The sequence below is a fragment of the Baekduia soli genome (assembly GCF_007970665.1).
GTDB classification, from domain to species: Bacteria; Actinomycetota; Thermoleophilia; order Solirubrobacterales; family Solirubrobacteraceae; genus Baekduia; species Baekduia soli.
The window spans coordinates 3,539,300-3,555,667 of sequence record NZ_CP042430.1 but is presented as its reverse complement, the minus strand read 5'-3'; the positions used below and the strand labels follow the sequence as shown (position 1 = coordinate 3,555,667).

Genomic DNA, 16,368 nt, shown 5'->3' with positions numbered 1-16,368 from the left:
CCCGGAGGTCGTGGCCCGCCCCAATGGTCTGGGGTCCCGAGGAGCGGCGGTCAGCAGGCGGGGCGGCGACGGCGCTCGCGCGCGGCGGCGGCCGTGTGCCCGCGGCGCGGGGTCGCGGGGCGCGGGCGGCCGGCGGCGGGCGGGACCGCCTCGGCGTCCTGGGCGACCGCGAACAGGCCGTCCAGACCGTGGGCGTCGCGCCAGCGCTCGGCCTCCTGGCGCGAGGCGAACGGGGTGATGACGGCGCGGTGCTGGGGGTCGTGCAGCTTCCAGGTCATCGCTTCTCCTCCTCCTCCGCGTGCTCGGTCCGCACGCGGCAGTTCATTGGCTCGTCGTTCTGTGTCCCGACCAATGTCGCACGACTCCTGATGCCTCGCGTTGCCGGATGGTGAACCCGGACGTGCGTCCATGGCGTCCGCCGACGGACACCATGGACGCTCCAGGAGGGTGTCAGCCCTTCGGCCCGTAGACCCAGGCGGTCCAGCCGAAGTTCTTGCCGGGCCCGCCGGTGGTGGCCGGGAAGTGCGCGCCATAGGCGTGGTTGAGCACCCAGGGCTGCCACGTGTCATCCGTGGCCGCCCACCAGCCGCCGTAGGACTGGTCGAGCTGCTGGAGGTACAGCGCGGCGCGCTCGACGGCGTTGTCGGACCAGCTGAACGCCGGCATCCCGTGGTGGGAGAGCAGCTCGGCCTGCATCACGGCACCCTGCATGGCCTCCCACGCGTAGTTCGTGTGGCAGGGCACGGGCTGGAACGAGCAGCCGCGGCGCATGTCGTCGGCCAGGGCACCGTCGAGGCTGACGCCGCTCTTGGTCGAGCCGACCGGCTGGATCCCGACCGGGTGGGCGGCGTCGGCCTGGAAGGACAGGTCGCCCCAGGAGAAGGACGCGTAGCTCGAGCGGTCCCCGAGCCAGCCCTTGTACACGGCGGCGGCACGGGCCAGGTCGGCGTCGTCGCCGAGGTAGAGGTCGACGGCGATGCGGCTCGCGCCCGCGTGGGTGCCCCAGTTGTTCGGGCGGTCCTCGTGGGTGCTGATGAGCGTCATGCCCTGCAGGTTCTCGGTGCGCGCAGCCGAGATCCAGGCACGGAAGCGCGCGTCGGCGGCGGGGTCGAGGCCGTGCAGGTCGATGAGGTCGGCCGCGACGACGTAGGAGAGGAGGTTGCGGGCCAGAGCCAGCGTGCGGCCTCCGGCCTCCGTGCCGATCGCCCCGGCGATGCCGGCGGCGGCCTTCGCGCGGTAGCTCGCGGTGCCGGTGCGGGCGTAGACGAGCGCCGCGGCGAGCGTGTTGACGTCGTGGTCGGAGTCCTGGTTCTCGACGTCGGGCGTGCCGAGGCTGCCGTCGGCGGCGGACTTGACCGCGCTCCAGGCGGCGCCGGAGGTCGGCAGCGACTGCAGGTCGGCCGGGCTGAGCCAGACCGAGGAGGATCTGCTCGGGGGCAGGGCCTGGCCCGCGGGCGCCGGCGGGGTGACGACGGGCGGCACGACGGGCGGGACGACGACCGGCGGGGTCGTGCTGCCCGCAACCGAGCCCGTGGCGGTGCCGGTGCCCGTGCCCACGCTGCTGCCGGTGCCGGCCGCGGGGACGGTGACCTCCAGCGCGGGGCGGGAGAAGCGGATCGTGGCGCCGGCCGGGCCCTCGACGGTCAGGGCCTGCGTGATGCCGTCGGCGCCGATCGCGGCCGAGACGTCGATGCGGACCGTGCCGTGGAGCTTCTTGGCGGCGGTGGTGAAGCTGCGGGCCGCGGTGGTCGCCGTGGCGGGGACGCTGACCTTGAGCGGGCCGGTGGAGGTGCCGCTGACGTGCACGCGCAGGCGCGCGGAGGCGACGTCGGCCGGGACGGCGAAGCGCAGGGCCGTCGCCCAGTCGCACGTGCCGCCGGCCAGCAGCGAGCTCTTCCTGGCGCGGCATCCGGCGACATCGGAGCCCGCGAGCGCCGAGGTCGGGGCCAGGCGGGTGGTCTTGGCCGCGGAGGCGGCCATCGACGGTGCGACAGGGAGGGCGGCGGCGGTGCTGAGCAGGCTCGCGGCCACGAGCACAGCGCGACGCCGGCCGCTCGGGATGGATCCTCGGATCGGCGACGTCATCGCCATGGGGCGGTCCTCCTCGTTCGGGTCATGGGCCCCTGGGGGGAGGGGGCCTGCACCCGGTCATCGGCACTGGTGAGGAGGCCTTCACCGAGTTGCCCCAGCTGTGGGCCGAATGTCCGGTCACCCGCCCGACATGGGCAGGTATGGACGCCCTACACTGCCCTCAACCAGTTCCACGACCCCGTCCTGACCCTCGGGGCGCGACCCTGCTCGGCACCTGCCGAGTCCGCGTCAGCCGGATGGACGGGAGCAGCACCGATCACCACACGACAAGGGAGCACCACCATGGCCGCTGACACCGACGTCGGCCTCCGCCAGCTGCTGGAGTCCGGAGTGCACTTCGGGCATCAGACGCGACGCTGGAACCCGAAGATGCGCCGCTTCATCTGGGGCGAGCGCGGCGGGATCTACATCATCGACCTCCTGCAGACCGAGCGTCTGCTGCGCAACGCGCAGGACTTCGTCCGCGACCTCTCGGCCCGCGGCGGCACCGTCCTGTTCGTCGGCACCAAGAAGCAGGCCCGCGACTCCGTCAAGGAGGTCGCCGAGGCGTGCGGCATGCCGCACATCAACCACCGCTGGCTCGGTGGCCTGCTCACGAACTTCCAGACGATCAACCAGCGCATCAAGCGCCTGCACGATCTCGAGCGCTACGAGGCCGACGGCCAGCTGGCGCTGCTGCCGACGCGCGAGCGCCTGTCGGCCGAGGCCGACCTGGCCAAGCTGCGCGCCAACCTGGGCGGCGTCAAGAACATGCTGCGCACGCCCGACGCCATCTTCGTCGTCGACCTCAAGACCGAGGTCATCGGCGTGCGCGAGGCCCAGCGCCTGCGCATCCCGCTCATCGGCCTGGTCGACACCAACTGCGACCCCGACGGCATCGACTTCGTCATCCCCGGCAACGACGACGCGATCAAGTCCTGCGACCTGATCACGCGCGCGCTGGGCAACGCGATCGCCGAGGGCGCGGGCGAGTGGCGCGCCGCCGAGGAGGCCCGCATCCAGCGAGAGACCGAGGCCGCCGCGGCGCGTGCGGCCGAAGAGGCGGCCCGCCGCGAGGCCGAGGAGGCCCAGCGGCGCCAGGCCGCCGCCGAGGCTAAGGCCGCCGAGGAGGCCGCCGAGGCCGCCCGCGCCACGCCGCAGGCCAACCAGGACGAGGTCCAGTCGCGCCCCGGGGGCCAGGCCGCTCCGGCGCCCCCCGCCCAGGACCCGACGCCCGACCCCGCCTCGACGCCCGAGACGCCCGTCACCGACGCGGTGCTCGGCGACCAGGCGCCTGGCAACTAGCCCCTTTCCGACGACCAACGGAGCAAGAGCACTGTGAGCTACCAGCCCAGCGCGGCCGACGTGAAGGCCCTGCGCCAGCAGACCGGCGCCGGCATGATGGACTGCAAGAGCGCCCTCGTCGAGGCCGAGGGCGACGCGGACAAGGCGCAGGAGATCCTCCGCGTCAAGATGGGCAACAAGGTCGGCAAGCTCGCCGGCCGCGAGACCTCCGAGGGCACCGTCCAGGCCTACGTGCACGCGACCGGCAAGGTCGGCGTGCTCGTGCAGGTCGAGTGCAACACCGACTTCGTCGCCAAGAACGACGACTTCGTCGCGTTCGCCAAGGACCTCGCGCTGCACATCGCCGCCTCGCCGCAGACGAAGTACGTCACCGAGGACGAGATCCCGCAGGAGGACCGCGACCGCGAGGCCCGCGTGTTCGAGGAGATGGCCGCCGACAAGCCGGAGAACATCCGGCCCCGGATCGTCGAGGGCCAGCTCAAGAAGTGGTATGGCGAGGTCGTCCTGCTCCACCAGGAGCACGTCAACGCCGACAAGCACGACGGCAAGACGATCGAGCAGCTCCGCAGCGACCTCTCGTCCAAGACGGGCGAGAACGTCGTCATCAAGCGCTTCGTCCGCTTCGCCGTCGGCGAGTGAGGGCGACGCTCGCCCAGGGGTCCGGGCCGTCCGTTCTCTAGGATCGGCGCGACCGTGGCCGAGCCCGTCTTCAAGCGCATCCTGTTGAAGCTCTCGGGGGAGTCCCTCATGGGCTCCCGCGACTACGGCACCGACCCGGAGCGACTCCGGGCGGTCGCCACGTCGATCAAGGCGATCCACGACCGCGGCGTCGAGATCGCGATCGTCGTCGGGGCGGGCAACATCTACCGCGGCATGAAGGGCGCCGCGGCCGGTATGGACCGGGCGACCGCGGACTACATGGGGATGCTGGCGACCGTCCTCAACGCGCTGCCCCTGCAGGACGCCCTGGAGACCCAGGGCGTCCACACGCGGGTGCAGAGCGCGATCAAGGTCGAGGAGGTCGCCGAGCCCTACATCCGGCGCCGGGCGATGCGCCACCTGGAGAAGGGCCGCGTCGTCATCTTCGCGGCGGGCACCGGCAACCCGTTCTTCACGACCGACACCGCGGCGGCGCTGCGGGCCGTCGAGATCCACGCCGAGGCCATCCTCATGGCCAAGAACGGCGTCGAGGGCGTCTACACCGCGGACCCCCGCGAGGACCCCGAGGCGATGCTCATCCCCGAGATCACGCACATGGAGGCGCTGCAGCGTGGGCTGCGCGTCATGGACGCCACGGCGCTCACCCTGTGCATGGAGAACCGGCTGCCCCTGCACGTCTTCAACATGGACGACGAGCAGAACATCGAGCGGATAGTGTCCGGCGAGCGCGTGGGCACCCTGGTCAAGGCGGAGGCAAGCTGACGATGAGCGAGCTGATCGACGAGCTCCTGGTTGAGGCCGGCGAGCGCATGGACAATGCGGTGCAGGCAGCGCAGAACACGTTCTCCTCCGTGCGCACCGGACGGGCCAGCCCCACGGTCCTGGACCGGATCATGGTCGACTACTACGGCGCGTCGACGCCCGTGCGCCAGCTCGCGACGGTCAACGTGCCCGAGGCGCGGCTCATCACCGTGCAGCCCTACGACGCGTCCTCGATCAAGGCCATCGAGAAGGCGATCATGGAGTCCGACGTCGGGCTGACGCCGAGCAACGACGGGCGCATCATCCGCCTGTCGATCCCCGAGCTCAACGAGGAGCGCCGGCGCGAGCTGGTCAAGGTCGTGCGCGGCCTCGCCGAGGACGGGCGGATCTCGATCCGCAACGTGCGCCGCGACATCATGCACGACCTCAAGAGCCTCAAGGACGACGGCGACGTCGGGGCCGACGACGAGCGCCGCGGCGAGCAGGAGCTGCAGAAGCTCACCGATGCCAAGATCGCCGTGCTCGACTCGCTCCTCAAGGGCAAGGAAGAAGAGATCCTCGAGGTTTGAGCGGGAGTGCTCGCCTAGCGGCTCGCATCCCGAGCGCGAACTCGCCTGGCGGCGCGCTCGCACGGCCCGGTCAGGTCCGCGGCCATGGCTGACGACGCGCCGAAGTACGTCGCGATCATCACCGACGGCAACGGCCGCTGGGCCTCTGCGCGCGGCCTCCCGGTCGCCGAGGGCCACCAGGCCGGCGCCGACACGGTCAAGGCCCGCCTGCGCGACGCCGTGGAGTTCGGCATCCGCGAGCTGACGGTCTACTCGTTCTCCACCGAGAACTGGAACCGGTCGGCCGAGGAGGTCACCGCGCTCATGCGGATGTTCTCCCAGCGCATCCTCGGCGAGACGCCCGAGCTCAAGGACGAGGGCGTGCGCATGCGGTTCATCGGGCGGCGCGACCGCGTCGCCTCCGCCCTGCTGGAGCAGATGGACTGGGCCGAGGCCGAGACGGCCGCCAACGACCGCATCACGCTGTTCGTGGCGTTCAACTACGGCGGCCGCGCCGAGATCGTCGACGCCGCGGCCCGCTTCACCGGCGGCGACGAGGACGACTTCCGGCGGCTGCTCTACGCGCCCGACATGCACGACCCCGACCTCGTCATCCGCACGAGCGGCGAACAGCGCACGAGCAACTTCCTGCTGTGGCAGTCGGCCTACTCCGAGCTCGTCTTCCGCGACGAGCTGTGGCCCGACTTCTCCCGCGAGGCCTTCCGCGCCGCGCTGGACGAGTACGCGTCGCGCACGCGGCGCTTCGGGGGGCGCTGAGGCGTGCGCGCGGGGGGGCCGGCGGGGCGGCGGCCGCCCCCGCGCTCGCGACGCCCGGCGCCGGGAGGCGGCGGGGCGCGGCGCGCCCGCGGCGGGTCGGGCTCCGATCTGGGCGCCCGGATCCGGGTCGCGATCCCCGCGCTGCTGATCGCCCTGGCCATGGTGGCGCTGGGCGACTGGATCTTCGTCGCCGGCGTCGCGGTGCTCGGCGCGTTCTGCCTGCACGAGCTGTTCTCGATGTTCGAGCGCGCCCGGCCCGCCCGCCTGGCCGGGCTGCTCGGCCTGGGCGGCCTGCTGCTGGCCGCCCACCTCGGCGACCGCCACACCGTGCTGCTGGTCTTCGTGGCCTGCCTGCCGCTCGTGTTCGTCGTGGCCGTCAACCAGCGCGGCGGCGCCGGCGCGCCGGGGATCTCGGTCACGATCCTGGGCCTGGCCTGGATCGGGCTGGCCTTCGCGCATGCGGTGCTGCTGCGCGACCTGCAGCACGGCGGCGCGCTCGTCTTCGCCGTGCTGCTCGGGACGTTCGTCGGCGACACCGGCGCCTACCTCGGCGGTCGCGCGTTCGGGCGCCGGCCGCTGGCGCCCACGATCTCGCCGAACAAGACGATCGAGGGGCTGCTCATCGGCTTGGCCATGGCCACCGGCGCCGTCTGGTGGGCCGGGCTGAGCCAGGAGTGGCTCGGCGGCACCAAGGGCGCGATCCTCGGCGTGTCGATCGCGCTGGCGGCGCCCGTCGGCGACCTCTTCGAGTCCTACCTCAAGCGCGACGCGGGGACGAAGGACACCGGCACGCTGTTCGGCGCCCACGGCGGCGCCCTGGACCGCCTGGACGCGGTCATGTTCACCGCCGTGACCGGCTACTACGTGTGGACCGCCCTGTCTTGAGGAGACGTTGATGGGCCCGCGGCTACCCTGTCGCACGATGCCCCGTCGCCTCCTCGTGCTCGGCTCCACCGGGTCGATCGGCACCCAGGCGCTCGACGTCGTCTCACGGTCGGAGGATCTGGAGCTCGTCGGGCTCAGCGCCGCGCGCTCCTGGGAGCCGCTGGTCGAGCAGGCCGTGCGCCACGGCGTGGGCCGGATCGCCCTGACCGACCCCGACGCGGCCTCGCGCGCCTCGGAGGCGTGGACCGATGGCGAGGTGCTCTCGGGCGCCGACGGCCTGGTGCGCATGGTCATCGAGTCGGGCGCCGACCTCGTGCTCAACGCGGTCGTGGGGTCCGCCGGCCTGGGGCCGACGGTCACGGCGCTGGGGGAGGGCATCGACCTCGCGCTGGCCAACAAGGAGTCGCTCGTCGTCGGCGGCGAGCTCGTCACCCAGCTCGCCGAGGCGACCGGGGCCCAGCTCCTGCCGGTCGACTCCGAGCACGCGGCGCTGCACCACCTCATGCACGGCGTGCCGACCGGGACGCTGGAGCGCATGACCATCACCGCCTCGGGCGGCCCGTTCCGCGGGCGAAGCGCCGCCGAGCTGGCGGGCGTCACCGTGCAGGAGGCGCTCAACCACCCGACCTGGTCGATGGGGGGCAAGATCACCATCGACTCCGCCACGCTCATGAACAAGGGCCTCGAGGTCATGGAGGCCCACCACCTCTTCGGCATCGGCTACGACCGCATCGACGTCGTGGTGCACCCGCAGTCCATCGTCCACGCCCTGGTGGAGACGATCGACGGCGCCCAGCTCGCGCACCTGGGCCTGCCGGACATGCGCATCGCGATCGCCTACGCCCTGCACCACCCCGACCTGCTCGAGCTGCCCACGCGGCGCCTGCGCCTCGCCGAGCTCGGCGCGCTGACGTTCGAGGAGGTCGACGAGACCGCCTTCCCGTGCCTGCGGCTGTGCCGCGAGGCGGCGCTGGCGGGCGGCACCGCGCCGTGCGTGCTCAACGCCGCCAACGAGGTCGCCGTGCACGCCTTCCTCGGCGGCGCGCTGCCGTTCACCGGCATCCCGGAGGTCATCGACGCGACGCTCGACGCCATGCCGGCCGAGCCGGTCCGGGCCTTCGAGTCGCTCTTCGAGGCCGATCGCGGAGCGCGTGAGATCGCCTCGGCGCGCGTGGCGGTGCACCGGTGAGCTGGCTCCTGGCCATCGCCGGGTTCTGCGTGCTCATCATCCTGCACGAGTTCGGCCACTTCGCCGCGGCCAAGGCCGTGGGCATGCGCGTCGAGCGGTTCATGCTGTTCTTCCCGCCCATCCTGTTCAAGGTCAAGCGCGGCGAGACGGAGTACGGCATCGGCGCGATCCCCGCCGGCGGCTACGTGAAGATCACCGGGATGAACCCGGCGGAGGAGATCCCGCCGGAGCACGCCCACCGGGCCTACTACCGCCAGCCCGTGTGGAAGCGCGTGGTGGTCATCGCCGCCGGGCCGGTCATGAACGTGCTCGTGGCCTTCGCGATCATCGTCGGCATCTTCATGATCAAGGGCGAGGTCGACGGCACCTCCAACCGGATCGGCGCCATCGAGAAGAACTACCCCGCCTACGGCGCGCTGGGCCTCGGCGACCACGTCGTGGCCGTCGACGGCAAGAAGCTCGCGCCCGACGACATCTCCCGGCAGATCTCCTCGCACAGGTGTGCGGGCAAGCCCGTCAAGGGCTGCGCGGCGTCGACGCCCGTGCGCTTCACGGTCCGCTCGGCCGACGGCACGGTGCGCACCGTCTCGCTGCGCCCGATCTACGACCCGACCGCCGACCCGATCCAGGCCGGCCAGCCCCGCGGCCGCACGCGGCTCGGCTTCGGCCTGGACCCGGCCTACACGACGGTCGGCTTCGGCACCGCGGCGTCCGACAGCGTGGCCGGGATGTGGCGCGTGACGACCGCGACGGTCTCGGCGATCGCGCGCATCTTCTACAGCAGCCAGGGACGCAAGGAGGTCTCGGGCGTCGTGGGCTCGACGACCGTGGTGTCCCAGAGCTTCCAGAGCGACAACATCACCCAGGCGCTGCAGCTCCTGGCGCTGATCTCGCTCTCGCTGGCGATCGTCAACCTGTTCCCCTTCCTTCCGCTGGACGGGGGGCATATCTTCTGGGCGCTCGCAGAGAAGGTGCGGGGACGTCCCATCCCGTTCCGCATCATGGAGCAGGCGTCGTATGTCGGGTTCGTGCTGGTCCTGCTGCTGTTCGCGGTGGGGTTGACGAACGACATCGACCGGCTCCGCGGTGCCGGCTTCGGGGTCCGCTAGCAGCGCAGAGGAGAAGAAGGGCCCATGGAGAGCAGCACCGCCGCGCGGCGCGCGGTCGACGCGTCGACGATCGCGCAGGCGTTCCGGATCACGGCGGCCCAGCGCGCCGACCAGGCCGCCGTGCGCACGAAGGGCGGCGAGGTGTCGTGGACGTGGGGCGAGCTGCGCGAGCGCGTCGATGCGCTGGCCGGCGGCCTCGCCGGGCTGGGGCTGGGCAAGGGCGACACGATCGCCCTCATGCTCGGCAACCGACCCGAGTTCCACCTCGCCGACCTCGCGGCGATCATGGTCGGGGCGACGCCGTTCTCGATCTACATGACCTACGCGCCGAACCAGATCGAGTACGTCGTCGGCGACGCGGGCGCCCGCATCCTCATCACCGAGCAGCAGTTCCTGGCCAACGTGCTCGAGGCGCGCCGCAGCCTGCCGGACCTCGAGCACGTCATCGTCGTCGACGGCGACGCGCCCGAGGGCACGCTCGCGCTGGCCGACGTGCGCGGGGAGCACTTCGACGTCGAGGCCTCCGTCGCCGCGATCGGCCCCGAGGACGTGCTCACGCTCATCTACACCTCGGGCACGACCGGGCCGCCCAAGGGCGTCGAGCTCGCCCACCGCAACCTGCTGGCGGCCGTGGCCGGGATCGAGGACATCGTCGCGTTCCCCGACGCGTCGCGCGTGATCTCCTGGCTGCCCAACGCGCACATCGCCGAGCGCGCCGCGCACCACTACCTGCCGATCGTCTTCGGCTTCACCGTCACCTGCTGCCCCAACCCGCGCGAGATCATCGCCTTCCTGCCCGAGGTCCGGCCGCACTGGTTCTTCGCGGTGCCGCGGATCTGGGAGAAGCTCAAGTCCGGCCTGGAGGCGATGATCGCCGGCCAGGAGCCCGAGCAGCAGGCGGCGTCGCGGGCCGCGATCGCCGCGGGCCTGGACAAGGTGCGCCTCGAGCAGGCCGGCGAGCCCGTGCCGGCCGAGCTGGCCGAGCGCGTGGCCGCCGCCGACACGGCGATGTTCGCCGGCCTTCGGTCCATGCTCGGGCTCGACGAGGCCGTGGCCATCAACGTCGGCGCCGCGCCGACCCCGGTCGAGGTCCTCGAGTTCTTCCACGCCATCGGCCTCCCCCTCGGCGAGCTGTGGGGGATGAGCGAGACCTGCGGCGGCGGCGCGGTCAACCCGCCGGAGCGGATCAAGATCGGCACGGTGGGCCCGGCGATCCCGGGCGTGGAGCTGCGGCTGGCCTCCGACGGCGAGCTGCTCGTGCGCAGCGACATCGTGATGCGGGGCTACCGCGGCCTGCCCGACAGGACCGCCGAGGCGATCGACGCCGACGGCTGGCTGCACACGGGCGACATCGCCGAGATCGACGACGAGGGCTACGTCAAGATCGTCGACCGCAAGAAGGAGCTCATCATCAACGCGGCCGGCAAGAACATGTCGCCGGCCAACATCGAGGCGACGATCAAGACGGCGTCGCCGCTCATCGGCACCGTGGTCTGCATCGGCGACGCCCGCGCCTACAACACGGCGCTGATCGTCCTGGACGCCGACTTCGCCCCGGTGTGGGCCCAGCAGCACGGCATCCAGGACGCGACGCTGGAGTCCCTGGCCCACGACGACGGGCTGCGCGCGGCGATCCAGGAGGCCATCGACGCCGCCAACGCCAAGCTGGCCCGCGTCGAGCAGATCAAGAAGTTCGTCATCGTCGAGGGCGACTGGCTGCCCGGGGGCGACGAGCTCACCCCGACGATGAAGCTCAAGCGCAAGCCGATCGCCGAGAAGTACGCCGCGGCGATCTCCGGGATGTACGTGGGCTAGGCCCCGAGCAGGCCCCGCGCGCGGCGGGTCAGCTCGACGGTCGCCGCGCGGAGGTCGCCGGCCGTGGCGACCTGCCCCGCGAAGCCGACACGCGCCGGCGCGGCGCCGCGCGGGGTCTGCACGAGCAGGTCCAGGCCGTAGCGGTCGGCGCCGGTGCAGCGGGCGGCCGTGGCGTCGGGGTGGCCCCCGAGCGCCCGGACCATGGCCAGCAGCGCGTCGGCGTGATCGTCGTTGAGGTGGGCCACGGCCCCGGCCGCGTCGCCGACGGGGTCCGGGCGCGCGGCGGCGTAGTCCGCGGCGCCGGCGGAGTCCATGCGGCCGTAGCCGCCCACCCAGCGCACGCGCTCCACCCCAGGACGTAGAGCGTGAAGTCGCGGAAGCCCGCGAACCACGGGGCGCTGGGCACCGCGGCGGCGTACGCGGCGCCGGCCCGCTCGGCGTCGTCGCCCTGCGGGACCGCGACACGGCCGGCCAGCGTCACCCGCCCGCGCGCCAGCGGGTCGTCGCCGTCGCCAGGCGCCGAGACCGCGAGGCTGGCGCGCGGGTCGCGCGCGAGGTTGCGGCCGTGCTCGGCCATCGTGGAGACGTGCAGGACGGGCGAGCCGTCGGGCAGGACGCCGAAGGTCACGACGGAGGCCCACGGGCCGCCGTCGTCGCTGAGCGTGGCCAGCGTGGCCGCGTTCGTGCTCGCCACGAGCGTCCGGGCCTCCTCTGCGGCGCTGCGGCGCGGCACGTCGTCGACGGGCGTCAGGGGGGCCGGCGCGGACGGACCGTCCCCGGGTCCGCCGTGGTCGGTGCCCGCGCGCGCAGAGGTGCTCATGGGCAGATGGTGACGGACGCGCGCCGCGGGGCGCGCCGGGGGCCTAGGGCCAGCCGGTGCCGGGCGAGCCCAGGCGGGCGGCGTCGCGGCCCGCGGCCTTGGCCTCGTACATCGCGCGGTCGGCGGCCTGCAGCAGCATCTCGGCGCTGCGGTCGGCGCGGTCGGGCAGCGCGACGCCGATGCTCGCGGTGACCTGGGCGACGCCGGAGGCCAGCGGGACGGGCTCGGCGAGGATCGCGCGCAGGCGCTCGGCGACCTCCATCGCCTTCTCGGCGCCGTCGACGTCCTCGCAGACCGCGACGAACTCGTCGCCGCCGAAGCGTGCGACGGTGTCACCGGGGCGCAGCGCGTGGTCGATCCGCGACGCGGTCATCCGCAGCAGCTCGTCGCCGGCGGAGTGGCCGAGCGTGTCGTTGATGCGCTTGAAGTTGTCGAGGTCGATGAACAGGACCGCGACCGTGCCCGGCGAGCGCTTCGTGCGCTGCAGGGCGTGGCGCAGTCGGCCCGAGAGCGTCGAGCGGTTGGCCAGGCCCGTCAGCGGGTCGTGGTCGGCGCCCGCGCCGGTCATGCCGGGATGGGCCTCGGCGCCGAGGGCGCGCGCGGCGTGGTCGGCCATGAGCCGCAGCGTCTGCAGCTGCTCGGCGCCGGGGAGCAGGCGGTCGACGGGGTCGTCGGCCCAGATCACGCCGCGCGGCTCGGCGACGGGGCCCTGGAGCGGGACGAACAGCCAGTGGCGGTCCCAGGCGTAGGGGCCGTGGCCGCCGCGCCCGGTGCGGCCGGCGGGCAGCCGGTGCTCGAGCAGCGCGCGGGCGTCCTCGTGGTCGAGCAGGTGGCAGCCGTGGCGCTCGTTGGCGGGCTGGAAGGCGGCGTGCAGCTGCGCGAGCGTGAACGTCAGGCCGGCGAAGACCGGGTCGTGCTCGGCCCAGCCGGTGGTGGCCGCGGGGCACAGCAGGCCCGAGGACTCCGCCAGGAGCACGGCGACCTTCGCGAAGCCCGCCGCGTCGCGGATGCCCGTGCAGACGTCGTCCAGGACCCCGCCGCGTGCGCGGCGGTCGGTCGCGCGCGCAGAGACGGCCATCAGCCGCTGCAGCGCTTTGCGGTGCGCGGCGGCCCGCCGGCCCTCGCGGGCGTGCTCGACGGCCAGCGCAGCCGTGTGGGCCAGCGTGACGAGGTCGTCGATCGCGTCGTCGCCGGGGCGTCGCCCGCCGGCGGGCTCGTCGACGCCGAGGATGCCCAGCACGTCGCCGTTGGCGTGGCGCAGCACGACGACCAGCAGGTCGGCGGGATCCCAGCCGCCGGGCGCGGCGGCCGGCGGGCGGGCGGGGGCGTGGGTCGGCAGGCCGGGCGCGGTGGCCGCGACCGCCCCGGCGGGCACGTGGTGGGCGCCGCGGCGCTCGAAGGCGGGGGTCAAGAACGGGGCCCAGGCCGCCCAGGTGGAGACCTTGCCCTCCAGGGCGGCCTGGGCGGCGTGCCCGCCGGCGACGGTGGCGACCTCGAAGTCGTCGAAGCGCGGGCGGTGCAGGTGGATCGCGACCGTCGCATAGCCCAGGGCCCCGGCGATCGCCTGCGCGATGTCGTCCAGGACGGGCGCGAGGTCCTCGGGGCCCCGGACCCCGCGGGCGCCCTCCAGCGCGGTGCGCAGGCCGTGCAGGACGGACAGGGGCGAAGGATCGGGCACGGGCTCATCCGGGTTAACGACCACGGGCGCGGCGGCCTTGAGGGCCTCAGCGGTCCGGCAGCGCCGGTGCGATGGCGATCCAGCTCTTGACCAGCGGGCCCCAGCGCTCGGCGTGCACCGTCGCGCCGAACAGCTCGGCCAGCTCACGGCGGCGCAGCAGCGCGATGTCCTCCCACGGGCCCTGGGCGCCCAGCCGCCAGTAGCGCCGGCGCGCCGCGACCGGCAGCCAGTGCGCGAACGGCAGCAGCGCGTGGGGCTCGACGGGGAACGAGAAGGCCGGTGTCTGGACGTAGAGGCCGCGGCCCACGCGCCGCAGCTCGGCGGCGAACGCCGCGCGCTGTGCGCGCGGCACGTGCTCGACGACGCTGGAGGAGTACACGAGGTCGAACTCGCCGTCGGCGAACGGCAGGTGCTCGGTGGCGTCGGCCTGCACGAACGGCCCCGGGTACCCCGGCCGGGGCGCGAGGTCGACGCCCGTGATGTCCAGGCCGGGCTCCAGGCCGCGCAGGCCCAGCTCGCCGCACCCCACGTCGAGGACGCGCATGCCGGGCCGCAGGCCGCAGAGGGCGAAGAAGCGCTCGTGGCGGCGGCGGCGGGCGCGCGCGGCCACGGGCGACGCGATGCGCGCCCTCGCCTGTCCCCGTGCGGTCCCGTAGACGTCGGTGGGCGCCACGAAGGGCAGGCTAGTGCAGACCGGCTCCTAGAATGGGGCCATGGCCTCTGCCCGTCAGATCCACGTCGGCGACGTCCCGGTCGGGGGCGGCGCACCCGTCGCCGTCCAGACCATGACCAAGACGGAGACCGCGAACCTCGCGGCGACCATGGACCAGATCCACCGCGTGACGGAGGCCGGCGCCGACATCGTGCGCGTCGCCGTGCCGCGCGAGCAGGACGTCGAGGCGCTGAAGACCATCGTGGTCGAGTCGAAGATCCCGATCATCGCCGACATCCACTTCAACCACACGCTCGCGATCAAGGCGATCGAGGCCGGCGCCCATTGCGTGCGCATCAACCCGGGCAACATCGGCGGGCCCGACAAGGTCGCCGAGGTCGTCGCGGCCGCCCGCGGGCGCAGCGTGCCGCTGCGCATCGGCGTCAACTCCGGTTCGCTGCCCAAGCACCTGCGCGACCTCGAGTTCACCAACCCCGTCGAGGCGCTCGTCACGGCCGCGACGGAGTGGGTCGACCTCATGCACCGGCTGGACTTCCTGGACTTCAAGGTCTCCATGAAGTCGACGTCGGTGCCGAACACCATCGCGTCCAACCGCCTGCTGGCCGAGAAGATCGACCACCCGCTGCACCTCGGCATCACCGAGGCGGGGACGAAGTGGTCGGGCTCGCTGAAGAGCGCGGTCGGCCTGGGCACGCTGCTGGCCGACGGCATCGGCGACACGATCCGCATCTCGCTCTCGACGTTCCACGCCGAGGAGGAGGTCAAGGTGGCCTGGGAGATCCTCAAGGCGCTCAAGCTCCGCGAGCGCGGGCCGGTGCTCATCGCCTGCCCGACGTGCGGCCGCCTGCAGTTCGACATGGACTCCGTGGTGATGGAGGTCGAGCGGCGCCTGGAGCAGTACGCCGACCCGATCGAGGTCTCCATCCTGGGCTGCGCGGTCAACGGCATCGGCGAGGCGCGCCACGCCGACTTCGGCATCACCGGCGCCAAGGACTCGGCGATGATCTTCTCCAAGGGCGAGCCGCTGCGCAAGGTGCCGACGGAGCGCCTGGTCGACGAGCTGTTCGCCGAGATCGACAAGTACTACGCAGCCGACAAGAAGGTCGTCGTCGACGCCAACGCGGCCGCCGAGGCTGCGCGCTGGCTGGCCGAGAACGAGGACGAGTCGGCGATGACGCCCGAGCGCCTCGCCGCGCTCGAGGCCGCCCAGGCCGAGGCCGACGCCGCCGCCATCGACGAGGCGGTCTCGCCCGTCGACGGCCGCCGGTTCCAGCGCGCCTAGGCGCCCCTCCCACAACGCCCAGCGGCCCAGCGAGGCGATGGTCCGGCTGCGCTCGGCCGGGGGATGGACGGCGGCGACCGACCGGCCGCACGAGCGCCTGGGCCGTCAGGCGGCTCGACGGCCCAGGGCTCGCGGCGCGGAGCGGTCGCCTACCTGGCGGCGCTGTAGCGCTCGGCGACCTTGTCCCAGTTGACCACGTTCCACCACGCCTTGAGGTAGTCCGGGCGCTTGTTCTGGTACTTGAGGTAGTAGGCGTGCTCCCAGACGTCGTTGCCCAGCAGCGGCGTCTGACCCTCGAGGATCGGGCTGTCCTGGTTGGGCGTCTTGGTGAGCTTGAGCTCGCCGCCGTCGAGCACGAGCCAGGTCCAGCCCGAGCCGAACTGGCCGACGCCGTTGGCCTCGAACTGCTCCTTGAACGCGTCGAAGGACCCGAACGCCGACGTGATCGCGTCGGCCAGCTCACCGCTCGGCTCGCCGCCGCCGTCGGGGCTCATGGACTCCCAGAACAGCGTGTGGTTGGCGTGGCCGCCGCCGTTGTTGCGGAACGGGCCCTGCTGGTCGGCGGGCAGCGACGACAGGTTGGCCAGGACCTCCTCGACGGGCTTGCCCTCGAACTCCGTGCCCTTCAGCGCGGCGTTGGCCTTGTCCACGTAGGCCTGGTGGTGCTTGTCGTGATGCAGCTGCATCGTCTGCTCGTCGATCGTCGGCTCGAGCGCGTTGTAGTCGTACGGAAGCGGCGGGACCTCGTAGGCCATCTGTCTCTCCTTGGGGAGCTCGTGAAATCGGTCTGCCCTT

15 protein-coding genes and 1 pseudogene are annotated in these 16,368 nt (G+C 73.0%); 10 read left to right on the top strand and 6 right to left on the bottom strand.

The features are described 5' to 3' along the window. Positions 1-50 precede the first annotated feature (50 nt). Positions 51-278, bottom strand: coding sequence for a hypothetical protein (locus tag FSW04_RS17080; RefSeq protein ID WP_146921428.1), 228 nt, complete (start codon positions 276-278; stop codon positions 51-53). 172 nt (positions 279-450) lie between these two features. Continuing rightward, positions 451-1,980 (bottom strand): alginate lyase family protein, encoded by a 1,530-nt coding sequence (locus FSW04_RS17075; RefSeq protein ID WP_187368857.1) that lies wholly within the window; start codon positions 1,978-1,980, stop codon positions 451-453. A 393-nt stretch (positions 1,981-2,373) separates the two neighbouring features. On the opposite strand from FSW04_RS17075, the gene rpsB reads away from it, so the two are divergent. From rpsB to FSW04_RS17030, 9 genes are all read left to right on the top strand, one after another. Next, positions 2,374-3,375, top strand: coding sequence for a 30S ribosomal protein S2 (gene rpsB / locus FSW04_RS17070; RefSeq protein ID WP_146921423.1), 1,002 nt, complete (start codon positions 2,374-2,376; stop codon positions 3,373-3,375). Positions 3,376-3,408: 33 nt separating this feature from the next. Continuing rightward, complete coding sequence (gene tsf / locus FSW04_RS17065; RefSeq protein ID WP_146921410.1) at positions 3,409-4,014, top strand: elongation factor Ts; 606 nt, start codon at positions 3,409-3,411, stop codon at positions 4,012-4,014. Positions 4,015-4,122: 108 nt separating this feature from the next. After that, positions 4,123-4,797 carry a UMP kinase gene (gene pyrH, locus FSW04_RS17060; protein ID WP_407652995.1) on the top strand — a complete coding sequence of 225 codons (675 nt, stop codon included), beginning with the start codon at positions 4,123-4,125 and terminating at the stop codon, positions 4,795-4,797. Positions 4,798-4,808: 11 nt separating this feature from the next. After that, positions 4,809-5,366 carry a ribosome recycling factor gene (gene frr, locus FSW04_RS17055; protein WP_146923813.1) on the top strand — a complete coding sequence of 186 codons (558 nt, stop codon included), beginning with the start codon at positions 4,809-4,811 and terminating at the stop codon, positions 5,364-5,366. Between the two features lie 84 nt (positions 5,367-5,450). Then, entirely contained in the window at positions 5,451-6,122 is a 672-nt protein-coding gene (uppS, locus tag FSW04_RS17050) for a polyprenyl diphosphate synthase (RefSeq protein ID WP_146921405.1), read from the top strand. 3 nt (positions 6,123-6,125) lie between these two features. Further along, positions 6,126-7,007: a phosphatidate cytidylyltransferase gene (locus FSW04_RS17045; RefSeq protein WP_146921403.1), complete on the top strand. Its 882-nt coding sequence runs from the start codon at positions 6,126-6,128 to the stop codon at positions 7,005-7,007. A 37-nt stretch (positions 7,008-7,044) separates the two neighbouring features. After that, a complete protein-coding gene (dxr, locus tag FSW04_RS17040) occupies positions 7,045-8,196 on the top strand; it encodes a 1-deoxy-D-xylulose-5-phosphate reductoisomerase (protein ID WP_146921401.1) in 1,152 nt (383 codons plus the stop codon). Continuing rightward, positions 8,193-9,305, top strand: a complete 1,113-nt coding sequence (locus FSW04_RS17035; RefSeq protein ID WP_146921399.1) for a M50 family metallopeptidase — start codon at positions 8,193-8,195, stop codon at positions 9,303-9,305. The genes dxr and FSW04_RS17035 overlap by 4 nt, the downstream gene beginning before the upstream one ends. Positions 9,306-9,329: 24 nt before the next feature. Continuing rightward, entirely contained in the window at positions 9,330-11,120 is a 1,791-nt protein-coding gene (locus FSW04_RS17030) for an AMP-dependent synthetase/ligase (protein WP_146921397.1), read from the top strand. Here the strand turns inward: FSW04_RS17030 and FSW04_RS28595 are convergent. From FSW04_RS28595 to FSW04_RS17015, 3 genes and pseudogenes are all read right to left on the bottom strand, one after another. Further along, positions 11,117-11,940: pseudogene (locus FSW04_RS28595) on the bottom strand (HugZ family pyridoxamine 5'-phosphate oxidase). The gene FSW04_RS17030 and the pseudogene FSW04_RS28595 sit on opposite strands and share 4 nt — an antisense overlap. Before the next feature lie 43 nt (positions 11,941-11,983). Next, entirely contained in the window at positions 11,984-13,618 is a 1,635-nt protein-coding gene (locus FSW04_RS17020) for a GGDEF domain-containing protein (RefSeq protein WP_146921395.1), read from the bottom strand. A 46-nt stretch (positions 13,619-13,664) separates the two neighbouring features. Further along, the gene (locus FSW04_RS17015; RefSeq protein ID WP_146921393.1) at positions 13,665-14,291 is read right to left on the bottom strand and encodes a class I SAM-dependent methyltransferase; all 627 of its coding nucleotides are present in this window, start codon (positions 14,289-14,291) and stop codon (positions 13,665-13,667) included. A 40-nt stretch (positions 14,292-14,331) separates the two neighbouring features. Between FSW04_RS17015 and ispG the strand changes: the two genes are divergently transcribed. After that, positions 14,332-15,573, top strand: a complete 1,242-nt coding sequence (gene ispG, locus FSW04_RS17010) for a flavodoxin-dependent (E)-4-hydroxy-3-methylbut-2-enyl-diphosphate synthase (RefSeq protein WP_146921391.1) — start codon at positions 14,332-14,334, stop codon at positions 15,571-15,573. 149 nt (positions 15,574-15,722) lie between these two features. On the opposite strand, the gene FSW04_RS17005 is transcribed toward ispG, so the two are convergent. Beyond that, positions 15,723-16,328, bottom strand: a complete 606-nt coding sequence (locus tag FSW04_RS17005; protein ID WP_146921389.1) for a superoxide dismutase — start codon at positions 16,326-16,328, stop codon at positions 15,723-15,725. Positions 16,329-16,368: the final 40 nt, after the last annotated feature.